The 15,809-nt window shown below is 69.4% G+C and carries 11 protein-coding genes and 1 pseudogene; 1 reads left to right on the forward strand and 11 read right to left on the reverse strand.

Annotation, left to right across the window (positions count from 1 at the left end; all coding sequences use genetic code 11):
- Positions 1-150 precede the first annotated feature (150 nt).
- A complete protein-coding gene (gene ileS / locus D473_RS0105220; protein WP_017608031.1) occupies positions 151-3,351 on the forward strand; it encodes an isoleucine--tRNA ligase in 3,201 nt (1,066 codons plus the stop codon).
- Between the two features lie 141 nt (positions 3,352-3,492).
- Here ileS and D473_RS0105225 read toward each other — a convergent pair whose 3' ends face one another.
- The 11 genes and pseudogenes from D473_RS0105225 to ftsW all read right to left on the reverse strand — a co-directional run bounded on the left by D473_RS0105225 (position 3,493) and on the right by ftsW (position 15,739).
- Entirely contained in the window at positions 3,493-4,812 is a 1,320-nt protein-coding gene (locus D473_RS0105225; protein WP_020380407.1) for a hypothetical protein, read from the reverse strand.
- Between the two features lie 87 nt (positions 4,813-4,899).
- Positions 4,900-5,856, reverse strand: a complete 957-nt coding sequence (locus tag D473_RS0105230; RefSeq protein WP_017608032.1) for a DivIVA domain-containing protein — start codon at positions 5,854-5,856, stop codon at positions 4,900-4,902.
- Positions 5,857-5,988: 132 nt separating this feature from the next.
- The gene (locus D473_RS0105235) at positions 5,989-6,282 is read right to left on the reverse strand and encodes a YggT family protein (protein WP_017608033.1); all 294 of its coding nucleotides are present in this window, start codon (positions 6,280-6,282) and stop codon (positions 5,989-5,991) included.
- Positions 6,283-6,321: 39 nt separating this feature from the next.
- The gene (locus tag D473_RS0105240; protein WP_017608034.1) at positions 6,322-6,849 is read right to left on the reverse strand and encodes a cell division protein SepF; all 528 of its coding nucleotides are present in this window, start codon (positions 6,847-6,849) and stop codon (positions 6,322-6,324) included.
- A gap of 135 nt (positions 6,850-6,984) precedes the next feature.
- A complete protein-coding gene (locus D473_RS0105245) occupies positions 6,985-7,713 on the reverse strand; it encodes a YggS family pyridoxal phosphate-dependent enzyme (protein ID WP_017608035.1) in 729 nt (242 codons plus the stop codon).
- 88 nt (positions 7,714-7,801) lie between these two features.
- Positions 7,802-8,521: a peptidoglycan editing factor PgeF gene (pgeF, locus tag D473_RS0105250; RefSeq protein ID WP_017608036.1), complete on the reverse strand. Its 720-nt coding sequence runs from the start codon at positions 8,519-8,521 to the stop codon at positions 7,802-7,804.
- Between the two features lie 117 nt (positions 8,522-8,638).
- Positions 8,639-10,246, reverse strand: a complete 1,608-nt coding sequence (gene ftsZ / locus D473_RS0105255) for a cell division protein FtsZ (RefSeq protein WP_017608037.1) — start codon at positions 10,244-10,246, stop codon at positions 8,639-8,641.
- A 500-nt stretch (positions 10,247-10,746) separates the two neighbouring features.
- Positions 10,747-11,619, reverse strand: a complete 873-nt coding sequence (locus tag D473_RS26360; RefSeq protein ID WP_083917918.1) for a cell division protein FtsQ/DivIB — start codon at positions 11,617-11,619, stop codon at positions 10,747-10,749.
- 105 nt (positions 11,620-11,724) lie between these two features.
- Positions 11,725-13,158, reverse strand: a pseudogene (gene murC, locus D473_RS24230) (UDP-N-acetylmuramate--L-alanine ligase); the annotation flags it as partial.
- Positions 13,155-14,315: an undecaprenyldiphospho-muramoylpentapeptide beta-N-acetylglucosaminyltransferase gene (gene murG / locus D473_RS0105265; protein WP_017608039.1), complete on the reverse strand. Its 1,161-nt coding sequence runs from the start codon at positions 14,313-14,315 to the stop codon at positions 13,155-13,157. The pseudogene murC and the gene murG, both read right to left, overlap by 4 nt.
- Complete coding sequence (gene ftsW / locus D473_RS0105270; RefSeq protein WP_017608040.1) at positions 14,312-15,739, reverse strand: putative lipid II flippase FtsW; 1,428 nt, start codon at positions 15,737-15,739, stop codon at positions 14,312-14,314. Before ftsW ends, murG begins: the two co-directional genes overlap by 4 nt.
- Between the last annotated feature and the right edge of the window lie 70 nt (positions 15,740-15,809).

The following is a 15,809-nucleotide window of genomic DNA, read 5'->3' on the forward strand; positions in this document are numbered from 1 at the left end:
GAGGAACAGGGCGCTCGATGCCCCCAGTAGAACCGGCACCGGCGTAACGAAGTGGGAACCGCGGCCCGGCCGCGGCTCCAAGGAGGGTGGTACCGCGGGGTCCGCCTCGTCCCTCCGTCAGGCCCTTCCTGATGGAGAGAGGTTACGACGGTGACCGACCACCCCCGGCCCGGCGATCCCCGCGCGCTCCCGCAGTTGCCCGCGCAGATCGACCTTCCTGCGACCGAGCGCGAGATCCTCGACCGGTGGTCGAAGGAGAACATCTTCGAGCGCTCGCTCGAACAGACCCGCGGCAAACCTTCCTGGGTCTTCTACGAGGGCCCGCCCACCGCGAACGGTGTGCCCGGTGTGCACCACGTCGAGGCGCGTGCGTTCAAGGACGTCTTCCCCCGGTTCCGCACGATGCGCGGCTACCATGTCGACCGCAAGGCCGGCTGGGACTGCCACGGCCTGCCGGTCGAGGTCGCCGTGGAGAAGGAACTGGGCCTGAGCGGCAAGAAGGACATCGAGGAATTCGGCATCGCCGAGTTCAACGCCCGCTGCCGCGAGTCGGTCATGCGCAACGTGGACGCGTTCACCGCCATGACCGAGCGCATGGGATACTGGGTCAACACCGACGAGGCCTACCGCACCATGGACGCGCAGTACGTGGAGTCGGTGTGGTGGGCCCTCCAGCAGATCTGGGAGAAGGACCTGCTGGTGCGCGATTACCGCATCAGCCCCTACTGCCCGCGCTGCGGCACCACCCTGTCCGACCACGAGCTGGCCCAGGGCTATGAGACGGTGACCGACCCGTCGGTGTACGTGCGTCTCCCGGTCACCTCCGGACCGCTCGCCTCGCCCGAACACCCGACCTCGCTGCTGGTGTGGACCACCACCCCGTGGACCCTGGTGTCCAACACCGCCGTGGCGGTACACCCGGACGTGGAGTACGTGGTCGCCACCGACGGCAACGAGCGCCTGGTCCTGGCCCGCCCGCTTTTCGAGAAGGTCCTCGGCGAGGGCTGGGAACTGACCGGGGAGCGCTTCGAGGGCAACGAGATGGAGCGTTGGTCCTACCAGCGCCCGTTCGAGCTGGTGGAGTTCGACGAGACGGCACACTACATCGTGCTCGCCGACTACGTCACCGTCGAGGACGGTACCGGTCTGGTGCACCAGTCCCCCGCCTTCGGTGGCGACGACATGGTCGTGTGCCGCGCCTACGGCCTGCCCGTGGTCAACCCGGTGCGCCCCGACGGCACGTTCGAGGCCGACCTGGACCTGATCGGGGGCGAGTTCTTCAAGACGGCCGACAAGACGCTGGTGCGCGATCTCCAGGAGCGCGGACTGCTCTTTCGGCACCAGAAGTACGAGCACTCCTACCCGCACTGCTGGCGCTGCCACACGCCGCTGCTGTACTACGCGGTTCCGTCCTGGTACATCCGCACCACGGCCGTCAAGGATCAGCTCATCGAGCAGAACCAGGCCACGAACTGGGTTCCGGAGAACGTCAAGGAGGGCCGCTTCGGCGAGTGGCTGCGCGGCAACGTCGACTGGGCGCTCTCGCGCAACCGTTACTGGGGCACCCCCCTGCCGATCTGGGAGTACCCCGACGGACGCCAGATCTGTGTGGGATCGCTGGCCGAGCTGAGCGAGCTCAGCGGGCAGGACCTGTCGAACCTGGACCCGCACCGCCCCTACGTCGACGACATCGTCATCCCCGACCCCGACGCCGACCCGTCGCTGCCCGAGGAGGAGCGGGTCGCCCGCCGGGTCCCGGAGGTCATCGACGCCTGGTTCGACTCCGGGTCCATGCCTTTCGCGCAGTGGGGCGCCCCGCACCGTGAGAAGGAGACCTTCGAGGCCAACTTCCCGGCCCAGTACATCTCGGAGGCCATCGACCAGACCCGCGGATGGTTCTACTCACTACTGGCCGTGAGCACGCTCGTGTTCGGCCGCAACTCGTTCGAGAACGTGGTCGTGCTCGGCCACATCCTCGCCGAGGACGGCCGCAAGATGAGCAAGCACCTGGGCAACGTCCTGGAACCGATCCCGGTCATGGACCGGCACGGTGCCGACGCGCTGCGCTGGTTCATGCTGGCCAGCGGTTCGCCGTGGACGGCTCGCCGGGTGGGCCACACGGTCCTGGAGGAGATCGTCCGCAAGGTCCTGCTGACCTACTACAACACGGTCTCCTTCTTCACCCTCTACGCGAACGCCGGTGAGGGATGGGACCACACGAAGCTGGCCGAGGCGCCGGCCCCGCAGGACCGTCCGCTGCTGGACCGCTGGCTGCTCTCGGAACTCAACGAGGTCGTCCGCGACGTCACCCGGGCGATGGAGGACTTCGACACCGCGGGCGCGGGCCGACGCTTGACCGCCTTCGTGGACGACATCTCCAACTGGTACGTGCGCCGTTCCCGGCGCCGGTTCTGGGGCGGGTCCTCCACCCCCGAGGGGGCCTCGGCCTTCGCCACGCTCTTCGAGGCTTTGGAGACCGTCACGCTGCTGATGGCCCCGATCGTGCCGTTCCTGACCGATCACGTGTGGTCGGCCCTGCGTCGTCCGGGGGCGGCCGACTCGGTGCACCTGGCGTCGTGGCCGGAGTACCGCGAGGACCTGGTCGACCAGGAGCTGTCCCGGAACATGGCCCTGACCCGCCGTCTGGTGGAGCTGGGCCGTTCGGCACGGGTGGACTCTGCTGTGCGGACCCGCCAGCCGCTGGGCCGGGCTCTGGTGGGCGCCGAGGGTTTCGCGGGTCTGCCGGAGCAGCTGCGCGCGCAGGTGGCCGAGGAACTGAACGTGCAGTCCCTGGAGTCGCTGTCCACGGTCGGCGGCGACCTGGTCGATTACACGGTCAAGCCGAACTTCCGGGCCTTGGGCAAGCGCTTCGCCAAGCGCACGCCGCTGGTGGCCGGGGCCATCCAGGCCGCCGACCCGGCCGCCCTGGTCGAGCAGGTGCGCGGCACCGGCTGGGGCCAGGTGGAGGTCGAGGGTGAACCCGTGGAGGTGAGCGCCGACGAGGTCCTGGTGACCGAGCAGCCCCGCGAGGGCTGGGCGGTGGCCTCGGAACCGGGGGCGACGGTCGCACTGGACCTGGAGTTGACCCCGGAACTGCGCCGCTCCGGCCTGGCCCGGGAGATGGTGCGGATGCTCCAGGAGGCGCGCAAACGCAGCGGCCTGGACGTCTCCGACCGGATCCACGTGCGCTGGTCGGCCTCCGAGGAGACCGCGCCGACGTTGGAGGAGCACGGCGAGGCGATCGCCGGCGAGGTGCTTGCGGACGCGTTCGCCGCCGGTGAGGTCGAGGGAGACCTGTTCATCGCGAGCTCGGAGGAGTTCGGGGTGACCTTCGGGTTCTGTAAGGCCTGACCGGCCGCACACGCGCGGAGGGGTGGGGGCCACGGGCTCCCACCCCTCTACGTGTACGGGCCGCACTCGCCGCTCAGGGGCGGCCCCGGCCGCACGGGCACTGGAGCGGGGAGCACAGCGCGCAAGCGTGCGGCAGCGGTGTCAGCGGGAGGAACCGGGGTCCTCAGCACTCACGGTGTCGGTCTCACGAGCAGCAGGGTCGCTGTCGACGATGACCGCGTAAGCGACGGCGTGTTCGCCCGCCTCGTCCTCGGGGGTCCCGGTGTCGGCGTCGGCGGGGACCTGTTCGGCATCGCTGTCCTCCGCCGCCGTCCCGTCGACCGAGGGCCCGTCCTCGGTGGCCTGGCCCGGTTCCTCGTCCTGGCCCGCCTCGGGGGCCGGAACAGGATCGTCGTCGGCCGACTCGCGCTCGAGCGGCTCTTCGGTACCGGCCTCGGCGGACGCGGTCCCGTCCTCGGGGACGTCCTGTCCGTCCTCGGCCTCGGCGGGGCCCTCCGTGTCGGGCTCGACCTCTGTGGCCGTCCCCCGGTCCTCATCGGAGGAGCGCACGCTCTCCGCGGGGCGATCGTCCTCGGAAACCCCGTCCACGGTGTCGGAGGTGAGCTCGGGATCCGCATCCTCTCGGGGGCCGGAGAGCTCGGTGGCGGGTCCTTCGTCCTCGAGGGCCTCCGCGGGCTCATCGTCCTCGAGGGCCTCGGCACCGGAGGCGTCCGTACCGTCCTCGTTAACGGGTTCGCCGTCATCGGTGCCGGGATCACGCGCCGTCGCGGGAGCCTCTTCGGGCTCGGCCTGTTCGGGCGCGGAAGTCTGCTCCTCGTCGGGGACCGTGTCCGCAACGGGAGGGAAGTTCCAGGAAGGGTCGCCGCTCTCCTCGCTCTCGGCTTCCGCTTCGCGGACGCTGTTCGAGAAGGGGACCTCTTCGTCGTCGAAGACCGAGGCGCCCGCCGTTGCGGCAGGGGCGGAGGTCCTCTCCTCGTCGGTGCATTCCTCCGGAGCGGGGACGTGGCCCCTGTCCGGGGCGGGCCGGTCGCCCTGGGTGGGCGTCTGCCAACGGGGGACCTCGTACTCCGGGTCTCCGTATTCGGTGCCCTCCTCCACGGTGTCGGTCCCTGGGACAGAGACATCCCGCACCGGCTCGCTCGCCGGTGCGGGCACGCGCCTGCTGTCCTCCGGCTCGGCCGTGTCGGGCACGGAATCCATGGCTGTGGCCCCCGTCGCGAGGGCCCCTGCCTGTGTTACGGGGACGGACGACTTCCCCAAACCGTCCGTCCCGGAGAGCTCGGGTTCCGGTCCGGTCGTACCGCTCCTCTGCTGCACGAGAGCACCGACCAGGAGGAGGACGCTCGTAGCGCCGAGGCCCAGTGCGATGTACACCAGAACCGTCTCGGCGAACACCAGGGCGGAGAGCATGACGGCGATCGCCGCCAGGACCGCCACGGTCGCGAGGATGCTGAGGATCACGGGTCGACCAAGGCCTTTACACGTGTCGTACCGGAGTCTTCACTTGTTCGGAGCCGAACAGGCCGCTGTCGTCACGGCCGTTTGGTGTCAGCGCCGCTCGTGCGGGGCTTCACCGGGGTGGTAGCCGCCGCCGTGCTGAGCCGGCTCGGGCTGGCCGAAGGGGTTGGCGCCGGGGTTGGGCTGCTGCTGCATGCCCGGGTTACCGCCGGACTGCGGGCCCATGGTCTGGAAGCCACCCGTGGTGTTCGGGTTGATGTCGGCCGACTTGGCCTTCTCTTCCTCGTTCTTGAGCTCGTTGAGCTGTCGCTCGAAGTAGTCCTTGAGGCGGCTGCGGTACTCGCGCTCGAAGTCCTTGAGGACGTTGACCTTGTGCTCCAGCTCCTCGCGCTGCTGCACGAGGCTGCCCATGACCTGGCGGTGGCGCTCCTGGGCGTCGCGGTCCAGGTTCTCGGAACGGGCGCGGGCCTCACCGATGATCTGGTCGGCCTGGCGACGAGCCTTGCCGAGGATGTCCTCGGACTCGTTGCGGGCACGGCCGAGCGTCTCGTCGGCCTCGCGGCGCGCGTCGGAGATCGCCTGGTCGGCGGTCTGCTGAGCCAGGGCGAGGATGCGGGAGGCGGTGTCCATGTTCTCCTCGCCGCCCATGGCGAGGTTGGCACCGGTCATTCCGGCGGGCATCTGGGGAACGGGGGCGACGGGGGCCTGGGAAGCCTGCGGCTGGGGCTCGGCGGGGGCCTGCGCCTGCGCCTGGGGCTGAGGCTGGGGCTGGGCCGGCTCGGGCTGCTGCTGGGGCTGCTGCTGAGGCTGCTCAGGGGCCTGCTGCTGCTCCTGGGGCTGCTGGAAGTCCTGCATGCCGGCGTTGGGCACCTTGCCCCGCAGGCACTCGGCCAGCTTGCCGCGCAGCTCCTCGTTCTCCTGGATGAGGCGGTCGAGCTCGGACTCGACCTCGTCGAGGAAGGCGTCGACCTCCTCTTCGTCATACCCCGGTCGAAGCCGGGTCGTGCTGAACTGCTTGTTCCGCACATCGGCGGGTGTCAGCGGCATGTTCGTCTCCTTGGCGCGCTTGGAGTCTGTCCGTAGGGACGCTACCTGATCGTGACCTCACGGCAATCCAGATCATGACCAAGACCACATAGCGGAGCCCGAGGTTGCTTTTTCAGCCCCGGGCGCAGGTCCCTAAGCGACTTGCAGTGCCCCGATGAAGCTCATGAGAATCCACACGATGAGGAAGAGGACCAGGACACTCAGGTCGAGTGCGATGCTCCCCAAACGCACCGGTTTGATGAACTTCCGCAGGAACTTCAGGGGTGGGTCGGTGATCGTGTAGACGATCTCGGCGAGCACGAGCACGAACCCGCTGGGGCGCCACGTCCTGGAGAAGGACTGCACCATCTCCAGGACCACTCTCGCAATCAGCACGAACACGAACAGCTGGAGTGCGGCGAGCAGCACGGACAGGACGATACTCACGGTCGTTCCTCGACCCAATCTCTGGACAAATGTGATGGTCTAGCTCTGATTGAAGAACCCTCGCTCAGCGATCCGCGCCTTGTCTTCCGCGGTCACTTCGACGTTGGCCGGGGACAGCAGGAACACCTTGTTGGTCACGCGTTCGATACTGCCATGCAGACCGAAGATCAGACCAGCCGCGAAGTCGACGAGACGCTTGGCGTCGCTGTCGACCATCTCGGTCAGGTTCATGATCACCGGAGTGCCTTCCCGGAAGTGTTCTCCGATCGTACGCGCCTCGTTGTACGTGCGCGGATGGAGCGTGGTGATCCGAGCGAGGTCGTCCATCGAAGCGGTCGCGGTCGTTCCAGCCCGTCGGTCACCCGTTCCCGGGTAGTCGCCGGTGTCGCTCACGTCCTCGCCTCGTGTTCCCTCTTCTCGCGGAGCGACTGCGTCACGGTCACGCTGCTCGTCCACGACCTCGTCGAAATCGTCGAACTCATCATATTCGTCCGCATAGCGGTGATCGTAACGGTCGTCCTCCACGAGGCCGAGGTAGACCGCCATCTTGCGCATCGCGCCGGCCATCTCATGCCCTCCGTCGTCCCCGCGGTCTTCACCGCAGCCGACTTCCTCTGTACTCGCCCGCCAACCCCTGGTGGGTGGGCCATTCGCTCATCCGGGCGAACTCCACAGACGGGCCCCAAGGTCCATGTGGGGACATTACCCCACGATGGGTTCCCGTTCTCCGAGCAACGCCGTGCCGATCCGCAGGTGTGTTGCTCCTCGCTCGATCGCGGCCTCGAGGTCACCACTCATGCCCGCGGAGATCGCCGTGGCCCGAGGGTAACGATCACGCAACCGGCAAGCCACCTCGTATAGACGCGCGAACGCCTGCGAGGGGTCCCCTCCCAAGGGTGCGACCGCCATGACACCGCCGATCGAGAGCCGTTCCTGTTCTTCGATACGGTCGGCGAGCTCGAGCGTGTCGGAGGGGTCCACACCTCCTCTGCTGCCGATCACACCGGCACGGGAGTCCTCGTCGAGGTTGACCTGGACCAGGCATGTGATCCCGCGCTCGGCGGCCGCGGCACCCTCCCCCAGCGTGCGGGCGATCTTGGCACGGTCCACCGAGTGCACGTAGTCGGCGTAACGGGCCACCGAGCGGGCCTTGTTGCTCTGGAGCTGGCCCACGAAGTGCCAGGTCAGGTCGAGGTCGGCGGTCTCCGCGACCTTGGGCGCGGCCTCCTGGTCACGGTTCTCCCCCACGTCGGTCACCCCCAGCGAGGCGAGAATGCGCACATCGTCGGCGGGATAGGTCTTGGTCACCGCGACCAGGGACACCTCTTTCGGGTCGCGCCCGGAATCGGTACAGGCGGCCTCGATCCTGGACCGGGCGGCCCGCAGATTTGCGCGGACCTGCTCGACGCGCTCGGGATCGGTGGGTGGCACGGTGGCGATTCCTCTTCTCGGGTCGGTGCAGGGCGCTGTGCGTCCCGCTACAGCAGAACAGCGCGAAGGTCCGGACGCAGCATGCGGTTCAGCCGCGCCAGACGAACGAGGCGAAGCGCCCGGTGGGGGCTCCGCGACGGTGGGAGAACAGTTCGGAGCTCTCCAGGGTGCAGCGGCCGTCGGCGGCGACGTGACCGATACCGGCCCCGTACAGCTGCGCGGTCACGGCGGCGAGCATGTCCACGCCGGTGGTGCCCTGCCGGGTGGTGGAGGCGGCCTCCGGAACCAGACGTGCGGTCTCGGCCTGCATCTCCGGCGGGACCTCGTAACAGGAGCCACAGATCGTGGGGCCGAGGAAGACACTGATGCGGTCGAGCTCGGCGCCCTGGCGCACCATCTCCTCGACCAACCGCACAGCGACCCCTCCGGCGGTGCCCTGGCGCCCGGAGTGGGCCGCGCCCAGCACCCCCGCACGCCCCTCGGCGGCCATCACCGGCAGGCAGTCGGCGGCGAGCGAGGCCAGGACCAGGTCGGGGCGTGTGGTGACCACCGCGTCGCAGGTACCGACCCCGCCAGGGGCGTCGGCGACCAGGACATCGGTGCTGTGCACCTGATTCATCCACACGACGCGGTCGGGGTCGAAGCCGTACTCGGTGGCCGCGGCCCGGCGGTTGGCCAGGACGGCCTCGCGCTGGTCCCCTGTTCCCAGACCCATGTTGAGCGAGTCGTAGGGTGCGGTGCTCACACCGCCCGCACGCTCGGTGACGGCGGCCCGGACCCCGTGGCCGAGATCGACGACGTTTCCCATCGGTGTGCCTGTGGCCCTTCCCTGGACCGGGGGCCTGGGGTGCCCCCGGCGCGGCGACGGCCCCGCCGGGATCGGCGGGGCCGGTTGACACATCGATGATATCCGGGTGCGGGAGAGCTACTTCAGGAACTCCGGCACGTCCAGGTCGTCGGGGTCGTCGAAGATGACCCTGCGGCGGGGGGCCGAGGACTCCCGGCGCTCTGAGGAGCTGTCGGAGACCGCCTGGATGGGGCCGGACTGCTCCTCGTCCCGTTCGACCTGCTCCTCGGGCTCCTCCGCGGGCCCGTATGTGCTCTCACTGCGCGGAGCGGGTCCGCCGTGCGGGGCCGGGTCCTCGGGGACCTCCTGCACCGGGGCCTCGGGCTCGGGCTCGGCCGGCGGTTCGGGTTCCGACCGGTGGTGCCAGGGCGCGGTCGGTTCCTCGGGCTCGGCCGGAGCCCGGGGAACCGGGCTGCTCTGCTCGGGCTGTACCGGCTCGGCGGGCTGCGCAGGCGCAGCAGGCCGAGAAGGCTGCGCAGGTGCAGCGGGCCGAGCAGGCTGAGCGTGCTGCGTGGGCCGCTCCCGGGCCGGCTCGGGCGCAGGAGCGGGGCGGCTCCGTTCGGGGCGGGCCGTACCGGTGATCCAGGGCGTGGTGTCGGCCGACGTCCCACTCGCGCCCGCGGCGGGTCGGCTCGTCCCGGAGGACGGCTCCCTCCGACCGGACGTGATGCCCACCTTGGGGGCGTCGGCCTCAGGAGGGTCCACCGGCTTGTGCTCCCGCACGACCGGCCCGGTGACCTCGGGTTCGTCGAATCCTGCGGCTATCACCGTCACTCGGACCTCGTCCCCGAGTGCGTCGTCGATGACCGCGCCGAAGATGATGTTGGCTTCGGACGCCGCTGAGTTGGCCACCAGTTGCGCGGCTTCGTTGATTTCGAAGAGGCCCAGATCGGACCCGCCCTGAATGGAGAGCAGGACCCCGTGTGCCCCATCGATACTGGCTTCGAGCAAGGGCGAGGAGATCGCCATCTCGGCGGCCGCGACCGCCCGATCGTCCCCTCTCGCGGACCCGATTCCCATGAGCGCGGATCCTGCTCCGGACATCACCGATTTGACGTCGGCGAAGTCGAGGTTGATCAGGCCCGGCGTCGTGATCAGGTCGGTGATGCCCTGAACACCCGAGAGCAGGACCTGATCGGCCGCCTTGAAGGCGTCCAGGACACTGACCTGACGGTCGGAGATCGACAGGAGCCGGTCGTTGGGAATCACGATCAGCGTGTCGACCTCCTCTCGGAGCATCGCGATGCCGGACTCGGCTTGGGTGGCCCGGCGCTTGCCCTCGAAACCGAAAGGCCGGGTGACCACACCGATGGTCAGGGCGCCGAGGGAGCGGGCGATGTTGGCCACGACCGGGGCGCCCCCTGTTCCGGTGCCGCCGCCCTCCCCTGCGGTCACGAAGACCATGTCGGCGCCCTTGAGGACTTCTTCGATCTCCTCACGGTGATCCTCGGCCGCCTTGCCACCCACTTCGGGGTTGGCTCCGGCGCCCAGACCGCGGGTGAGTTCACGGCCGACGTCGAGCTTGACGTCGGCATCGCTCATCAACAGCGCCTGGGCATCGGTATTGATCGCGATGAACTCGACGCCCTTGAGCCCCTCTTCGATCATTCGGTTGACGGCGTTGACACCGCCGCCGCCGATGCCGACGACTTTGATGACCGCGAGGTAGTTCTGCGGTGCTGCCACGACGAGGGGCCTTTCCGCTCGCAATGTGCCTTTCCGGCACCGTGTCCGACGGCGTTGTGCCACCGGGTGGGTCCTGCCGGTCCGACATCCGGTTCTACAGTCTGCGTTTCGGGGCCCCGTGCTCGCGGGCGTGTGCTCGCGGAGTCCGGGTGCCCCGGGGTCTTCGGGTCCGTTCCGGCGCCACCGTTGGGTGGTGTGCTCCACCATGGGGCGGAACGGAACGTTTCCCAAGCACCCCGACAAGCGTGTCTTGCTGCTCAGTTGACCGAGGTTGTGTCCCCGACAGTAAGCGGGCCGCCGACCACGGGCAACCAGTCACGGCATCAGCCTAACGGCGCATAACACGCGGAAGCCAAGCGCGCACCCGGCGCGTCGCGTCCTGAATGTCCAACGCCACGGAAGGTGCGGGCCGCGCTCGTGCCGAACATCGGCGACCGGATACCCCGGTTCCCCTCTTTTCCCGGAGCGTCCGTTTCTTTGGGCCGGTAGTGGTGTGTGTTTCATCGGACGATGGCGAGGCCGGGGTCGGACACGTCGTAGACCTGGCCTTCCTGTGGAGGATGTTCGCTCATGAGCACCCTCAGGACGTCGCTCTTCTCCTCGGTCTCGGCGGCCCCGCCCCACTCCACGGTGGACCCGTCGGCCAGCCGGACGGCGATCTCGCCGCCCTCGGATGCGTCGACGAGCTGTATCTGGGCGAGGAGGGAATCGGGGGCGGACTCGACGATGTCGGCTGCCGCACGCACACCGGCGTTGCCCTCGACCTCCCCGCTCACGTTCACGAGCGGTTGGGCTCCGGGGCGGGTGTCGGAGTCCTCGATACGGATTCCGTCGCCGTCGACGAGGCGGTATCCCTCCTCCATGGGGACGGCGAGGACGGGTCGGCGTTCGAGGACCTCGACACGCAGAGTGGCGGGCCAGCCCCGGGTGACCTCGACCTCCTCGACCAGGTCGAGGTCGGCGACGCGGCTCTCGGCCGCGTTCAGGTCGACACGGATCAGCGGGGTACCGGTTTCCACGCCGACGGCCTGCACGACCTCTTGTTCGGGTACACGTTCGAGCCCTTCGGCGGCGACCTCGCGCACCACGAGCAGACGCGATCCCATCAGGAGCCAGGCGACCACACACACCAGGCCGACCACGAGCAGGGCCACGAAAGCGAGTTTCCAGGGATCGGACCCGTCCGGAGCGGCGCCCTGCGGTTCGGTGCCCCGATTCGTGTCGGGACGGCCCTTGCCGGCCCCGGCGTTCCCGGCCTTCTTTCCCCCGGCGGGCTTCTTCACCTTGCGGGACCGCGTCTTTCCCGGTCCGTCCTCGGCGGAGGCACCCTTCCCGGCCTTCTTGCCCTTCTTCTCCTTCGGCTCGGTGCCCACTCCACGCTCCCGTCGTCCACACAGTCTCTGCCCGACCACCTCACCACGCGAACGGCGGGGCGGGTGCGCTGACGGGGCCGGGTGTNCCGGAGCGCCCTCACCGGGCTCGGCGGCTTCGGCCAGAGCCTCGACGATGTGCGGGCCCAGCTCGGTGACGTCGCCGGCGCCCATGGTCAGCACGAGGTCTCCGGGGCGGGCGAGTTCGGCGGCCTTGCGGACCACCTGTTCGCGTCCGGGCACGTACCACACGCCCTCCCGGTCGATACGGGAGGTGATGAGTTCCCCGGTCACGCCGGGTTCGGGGTCCTCCCGGGCAGCGTAGACCTCCATGACCACGACCTGGTCGGCCAGGTCGAGCGCGGCGGCGAACTCGTCGGCGAAGAACCGGGTGCGGCTGTACAGGTGGGGCTGGAAGACAGCCACGATCCGGCCCCCGGCAAGATCGGGGGACTCCTCACCGAAGGAGTCCAGGGCCGCACGGGTGGCGTGCAGGTCCGCCCCGATCTCGGTGGGGTGATGGGCGTAGCTGTCGTAGACACCCACGCCGCCGCCCTCGCCCTTGAGCTCGAAACGGCGGGCGGCACCGGCGAAGTCGGCGATGCCCTCGACCGCGACCTCCAGATCGTGGCCGAGTTCGTCGGCCACGGCCACGGCCGCGGCGGCGTTGAGGACGTTGTGCAGGCCCGGCACCGCGAGCTGTCCCACGACGGGATCGTTGCCTTCGGTGTGCAGGGTGAACTCGGTGGTGAATCCGCGGGCACGGATGCCGGCGACCCGGTAGTCGGCCGAGGCCTCCTCGCCGTAGGTCAGGACCCGCTTGCCACGTCGGCGTGCCAGTTCGGCGACCTCCCGCGCGCCGGGGTCGTCGATCCCCACGATGAGGGTGCGCCCGACCCGGTCGACGAACGAGGCGAAGTTGGCGTGGATCTCCTCCAGGCCGCTGTAGTTGTCGAGATGGTCGGCCTCGACGTTGGTGACCACGGCGATCTCGGGCGAGAGCATGAGGAAGGAGCCGTCGCTCTCGTCGGCCTCCACGGCGATGGGTCCGCCGATGCCGGCGTCGGCACCCAGGCCGGTGGTGACGAGCTTGCCGCCGATGACGTATCCGGGGTCGGCGCCCAGGTGCTGCAGGACCACGGTGACCATGGAGGTCGTGGTGGTCTTGCCGTGGGTGCCCGAGACCGCGACACCCTCGCGGCCCAACAGCAGGGCGCCGAGGGCGGCGGCACGCGGCAGAACGCGCAGGCCGCGGCGCCGGGCCTCCGCGAGCTCGGGGTTGTCCTCGCGGATGGCGGAGGAGACCACGAGGGTCTCGGCGTGGCCCAGGTTCTCGGCGGCGTGGCCCACGTGGACGTGGGCACCCATCTGCTCGAGTTCACGCAGGGTGTCGCTGTCGCGTGCGTCGCTGCCGGAGACCTCGACGCCCGACTGCAGCAGGACTCGGGCAATACCGGACATACCGGCCCCGCCCAGGCCGATGAAGTGAGTGGGGCCCAATTTGTCGACGGGGACCGGGTCGGTCGTCGGGACCAGGCTCATCGTGTGTCCTTCCCGTCGTCCTCGAACTCCTCGTCGAGCTCGTCCTCGGAGACGTGCATGTCGGGTGTGGGTTTGTCGCCGCGGGCGATGGCCATGACCTCGCGGGCCAGTTCCATGTCGGCGTCGCGGCGCCCCATGCGGGAGGCGGCCTCGGACATCGAGACGATCCGGTCGGTGTCGGTGAGCATGGGGATGAGTTCGCTGGTGATCCAGTCGGTGGAGATGTCGGCGTTGTCGATCATGACACCACCGCCGGCCCCGACGATGGGTTCGGCGTTGAGGCGCTGCTCCCCGTTGCCGATGGCCAGGGGCACGAAGGCGCCGGGCAACCCGACGGCCGTGAGTTCGGCGCAGGTCATGGCACCGGAGCGGCACATGGCGACGTCGGCCGCGGCGTAGGCCATGTCCATACGGTCGACGTAGGGGACGGCGACGTAGGGGACACCGTCCTGGGTGAGGTCCCGGGGCTCCTCGGCGTTCTTGGGGCCGACCACGTGCAGGACCTGCACACCGGCGCGGGCGAAGGCCGACACCGCGGAGAAGGCGGTCTCGTTGAGCCGCTGGGCGCCCTGGGACCCGCCGAAGATGAGCAGGGTGGGCAGGTCGGGACGCAGGCCGAAGTAGGCACGCGCCTTGTCGCCCATGGCCAGGCGGTCCAGGGAGGAGACCTGTTCGCGCAGCGGAATGCCGACGAAGCGCCCGTTGCGGATCTGGGTGTGGGGGTGACCGGTGTAGACGTGCGGGGTCAGGCGAGCACCGAGGCGGTTGGCGAGCCCCGGCAGCGGGTTGGCCTCGTGCACGATGGTGGGGATGCGCCGACGACGGGCGGCCAAGTACCCGGGAGTGGCCACGTAACCGCCGAAACCGACCAGTACGTCGGCCTGGATGCGGTCGAGCTGTTCACCGGCGGCACTGAGTGCGCCGGCAAGCTTTCCGGGCACGGTCAGGAGCCCGGGGGTGATCCTGCGGGGCAAGGGCACCGCGGGGATCAGGCCCAGCTCGTAGCCGCGCATGGGTACGAGTCGATTCTCCAGTCCCCGCTCGGTCCCCAGGCACAGGATCTCCGTGTCCGGGTCGATGCGCCGCAGCGCGTCCGCAAGGGAGAGTGCGGGCTCGATATGCCCGGCCGTGCCGCCTCCGGCGAGGGCTACCCTCATCGTCGCCTATTCCTCCTTGGCCGGTCCCCCGCCGGGACCGGTCCGCTCCTGTGCTTGACCGTTGTCTTGGGTCCACGCGCGCCCGACTTGCGCGGGGCCCGCTTGGCGCTCCCGGACGACGCAGCCGTGCCCCGTTCGTCACCGGAGGTGGGCGTCTTGTCCAGTCCCAGCCAGCTTAGAGCCCTTTGGACCCGGCTCGGTCCGCGAGCCGCCAGCGCCCTCTGGGCCTTCGGTTCGGCACGGGCCAGGCTGAGCAGGATCCCGAGCGCCAACATCGTGGGGATCAGCGACGAACCACCGTAGGAGACCAGCGGAAGCGGGATCCCGGTGACGGGGACGAGGCCGATCACAGCGGCGATGTTGATCATGGACTGGCCGATGACCCACGTCACGATGGCCGCGGCAGCCAGGCGGGCGAAGGGGTCCTTGACCCGGGTGGCCACCCGCAACCCGGCGTACCCCAGTACCCCGAACAGGCACAGGACCACGACGGTACCGAGCAGCCCGAACTCCTCGCCGATGATGGCGAAGATGAAGTCGGACTCGGCGAAGGGGAGGAAACCCCATTTCTCGCGGCTGGCACCGATGCCCACACCGAACAGGCCCCCGGTACCGAGGGCGTAGAGGCCGTGCAGGGACTGGTAACCGTCGCCGCCGGAATCGGCCGCGGGATCGAGGAAGGCGGTCACACGCTCGATCCGGAAGGGTTCGATGGCGATGACGACCGCTGCCAGCCCCAGAACCAGGCCGAACATCACCACGAAGAGCCTGCCGGGTGCACCGGCCACCCACAGCAGCGCGAGGAAGATCAGCAGCAGCACGAGGGTGGTGGACAGGTCCGATCCGAGCAGGACCAGCATGGTCAGCAGCCCGCACCCGGGCAGCAGCGGGATGAGCAGATGGCGCCACTCGGTGAGTTCGCGCAGCTCGTCCTTGCGGGCGAGGATGTTGGCGCCCCACAGGGCGAAGGCGAGCTTGGCGGGTTCGGAGGGCTGGATGAGCATTCCGCCGACGTCCAGCCAACGCATCGCGCCGTTGACCTCGGTGCCGTGGAAGACGGTGAGCAGCAACAGCGCCACCGACACGATCATCGCCGGGTAACCCACGAGTCGAAAGACCCACACCGGGCTCTGGGCCGCCAGCAGCATCAGCGGCAGCCCGACCGCGGCCGAGACGAGCTGGCGCTGGAACATGGAGAAGGCCGACCCGGTCTCGGTGATGGAGTCGACCATCGTCGAGGACAGCACCATGACCAGACCCAGGCCGATGAGCAACAGGCTCGTGGCGAGGACCAGATAGTAGGAGGTCAGGGGCCGGTCGAGGGAACGGAGCCAATCATGCCACAGCGGGCGCGGCCGCCCGCTGTCCTTGCTCTTCTTCGGTTTCGGTGCCCCGGTCCTGCCCGGGGCCGTCGTCGTCGCCATCCGCGCCCTCCGCACCATTCGCGCCTCAATAGTGGCGTACCGGCGGGTCGGGAACGGTGGACATTTTCCG

The sequence above is a fragment of the Nocardiopsis xinjiangensis YIM 90004 genome (assembly GCF_000341145.1).
Taxonomy (GTDB): domain Bacteria; phylum Actinomycetota; class Actinomycetes; order Streptosporangiales; family Streptosporangiaceae; genus Nocardiopsis; species Nocardiopsis xinjiangensis.

Bases quoted from the DNA above. Each gene is read 5' to 3' on its own strand.
- D473_RS0105230 (WP_017608032.1), bottom strand. From the start codon at position 5,856: ATGCCGCTGACACCCGCCGATGTGCGGAACAAGCAGTTCAGCACGACC.
- D473_RS0105240 (WP_017608034.1), bottom strand. From the start codon at position 6,849: ATGGCCGGCGCGATGCGCAAGATGGCGGTCTACCTCGGCCTCGTGGAG.
- pgeF (WP_017608036.1), bottom strand. From the start codon at position 8,521: ATGGGAAACGTCGTCGATCTCGGCCACGGGGTCCGGGCCGCCGTCACC.
- murG (WP_017608039.1), bottom strand. From the start codon at position 14,315: ATGAGGGTAGCCCTCGCCGGAGGCGGCACGGCCGGGCATATCGAGCCC.
- ftsW (WP_017608040.1), bottom strand. From the start codon at position 15,739: ATGGCGACGACGACGGCCCCGGGCAGGACCGGGGCACCGAAACCGAAG.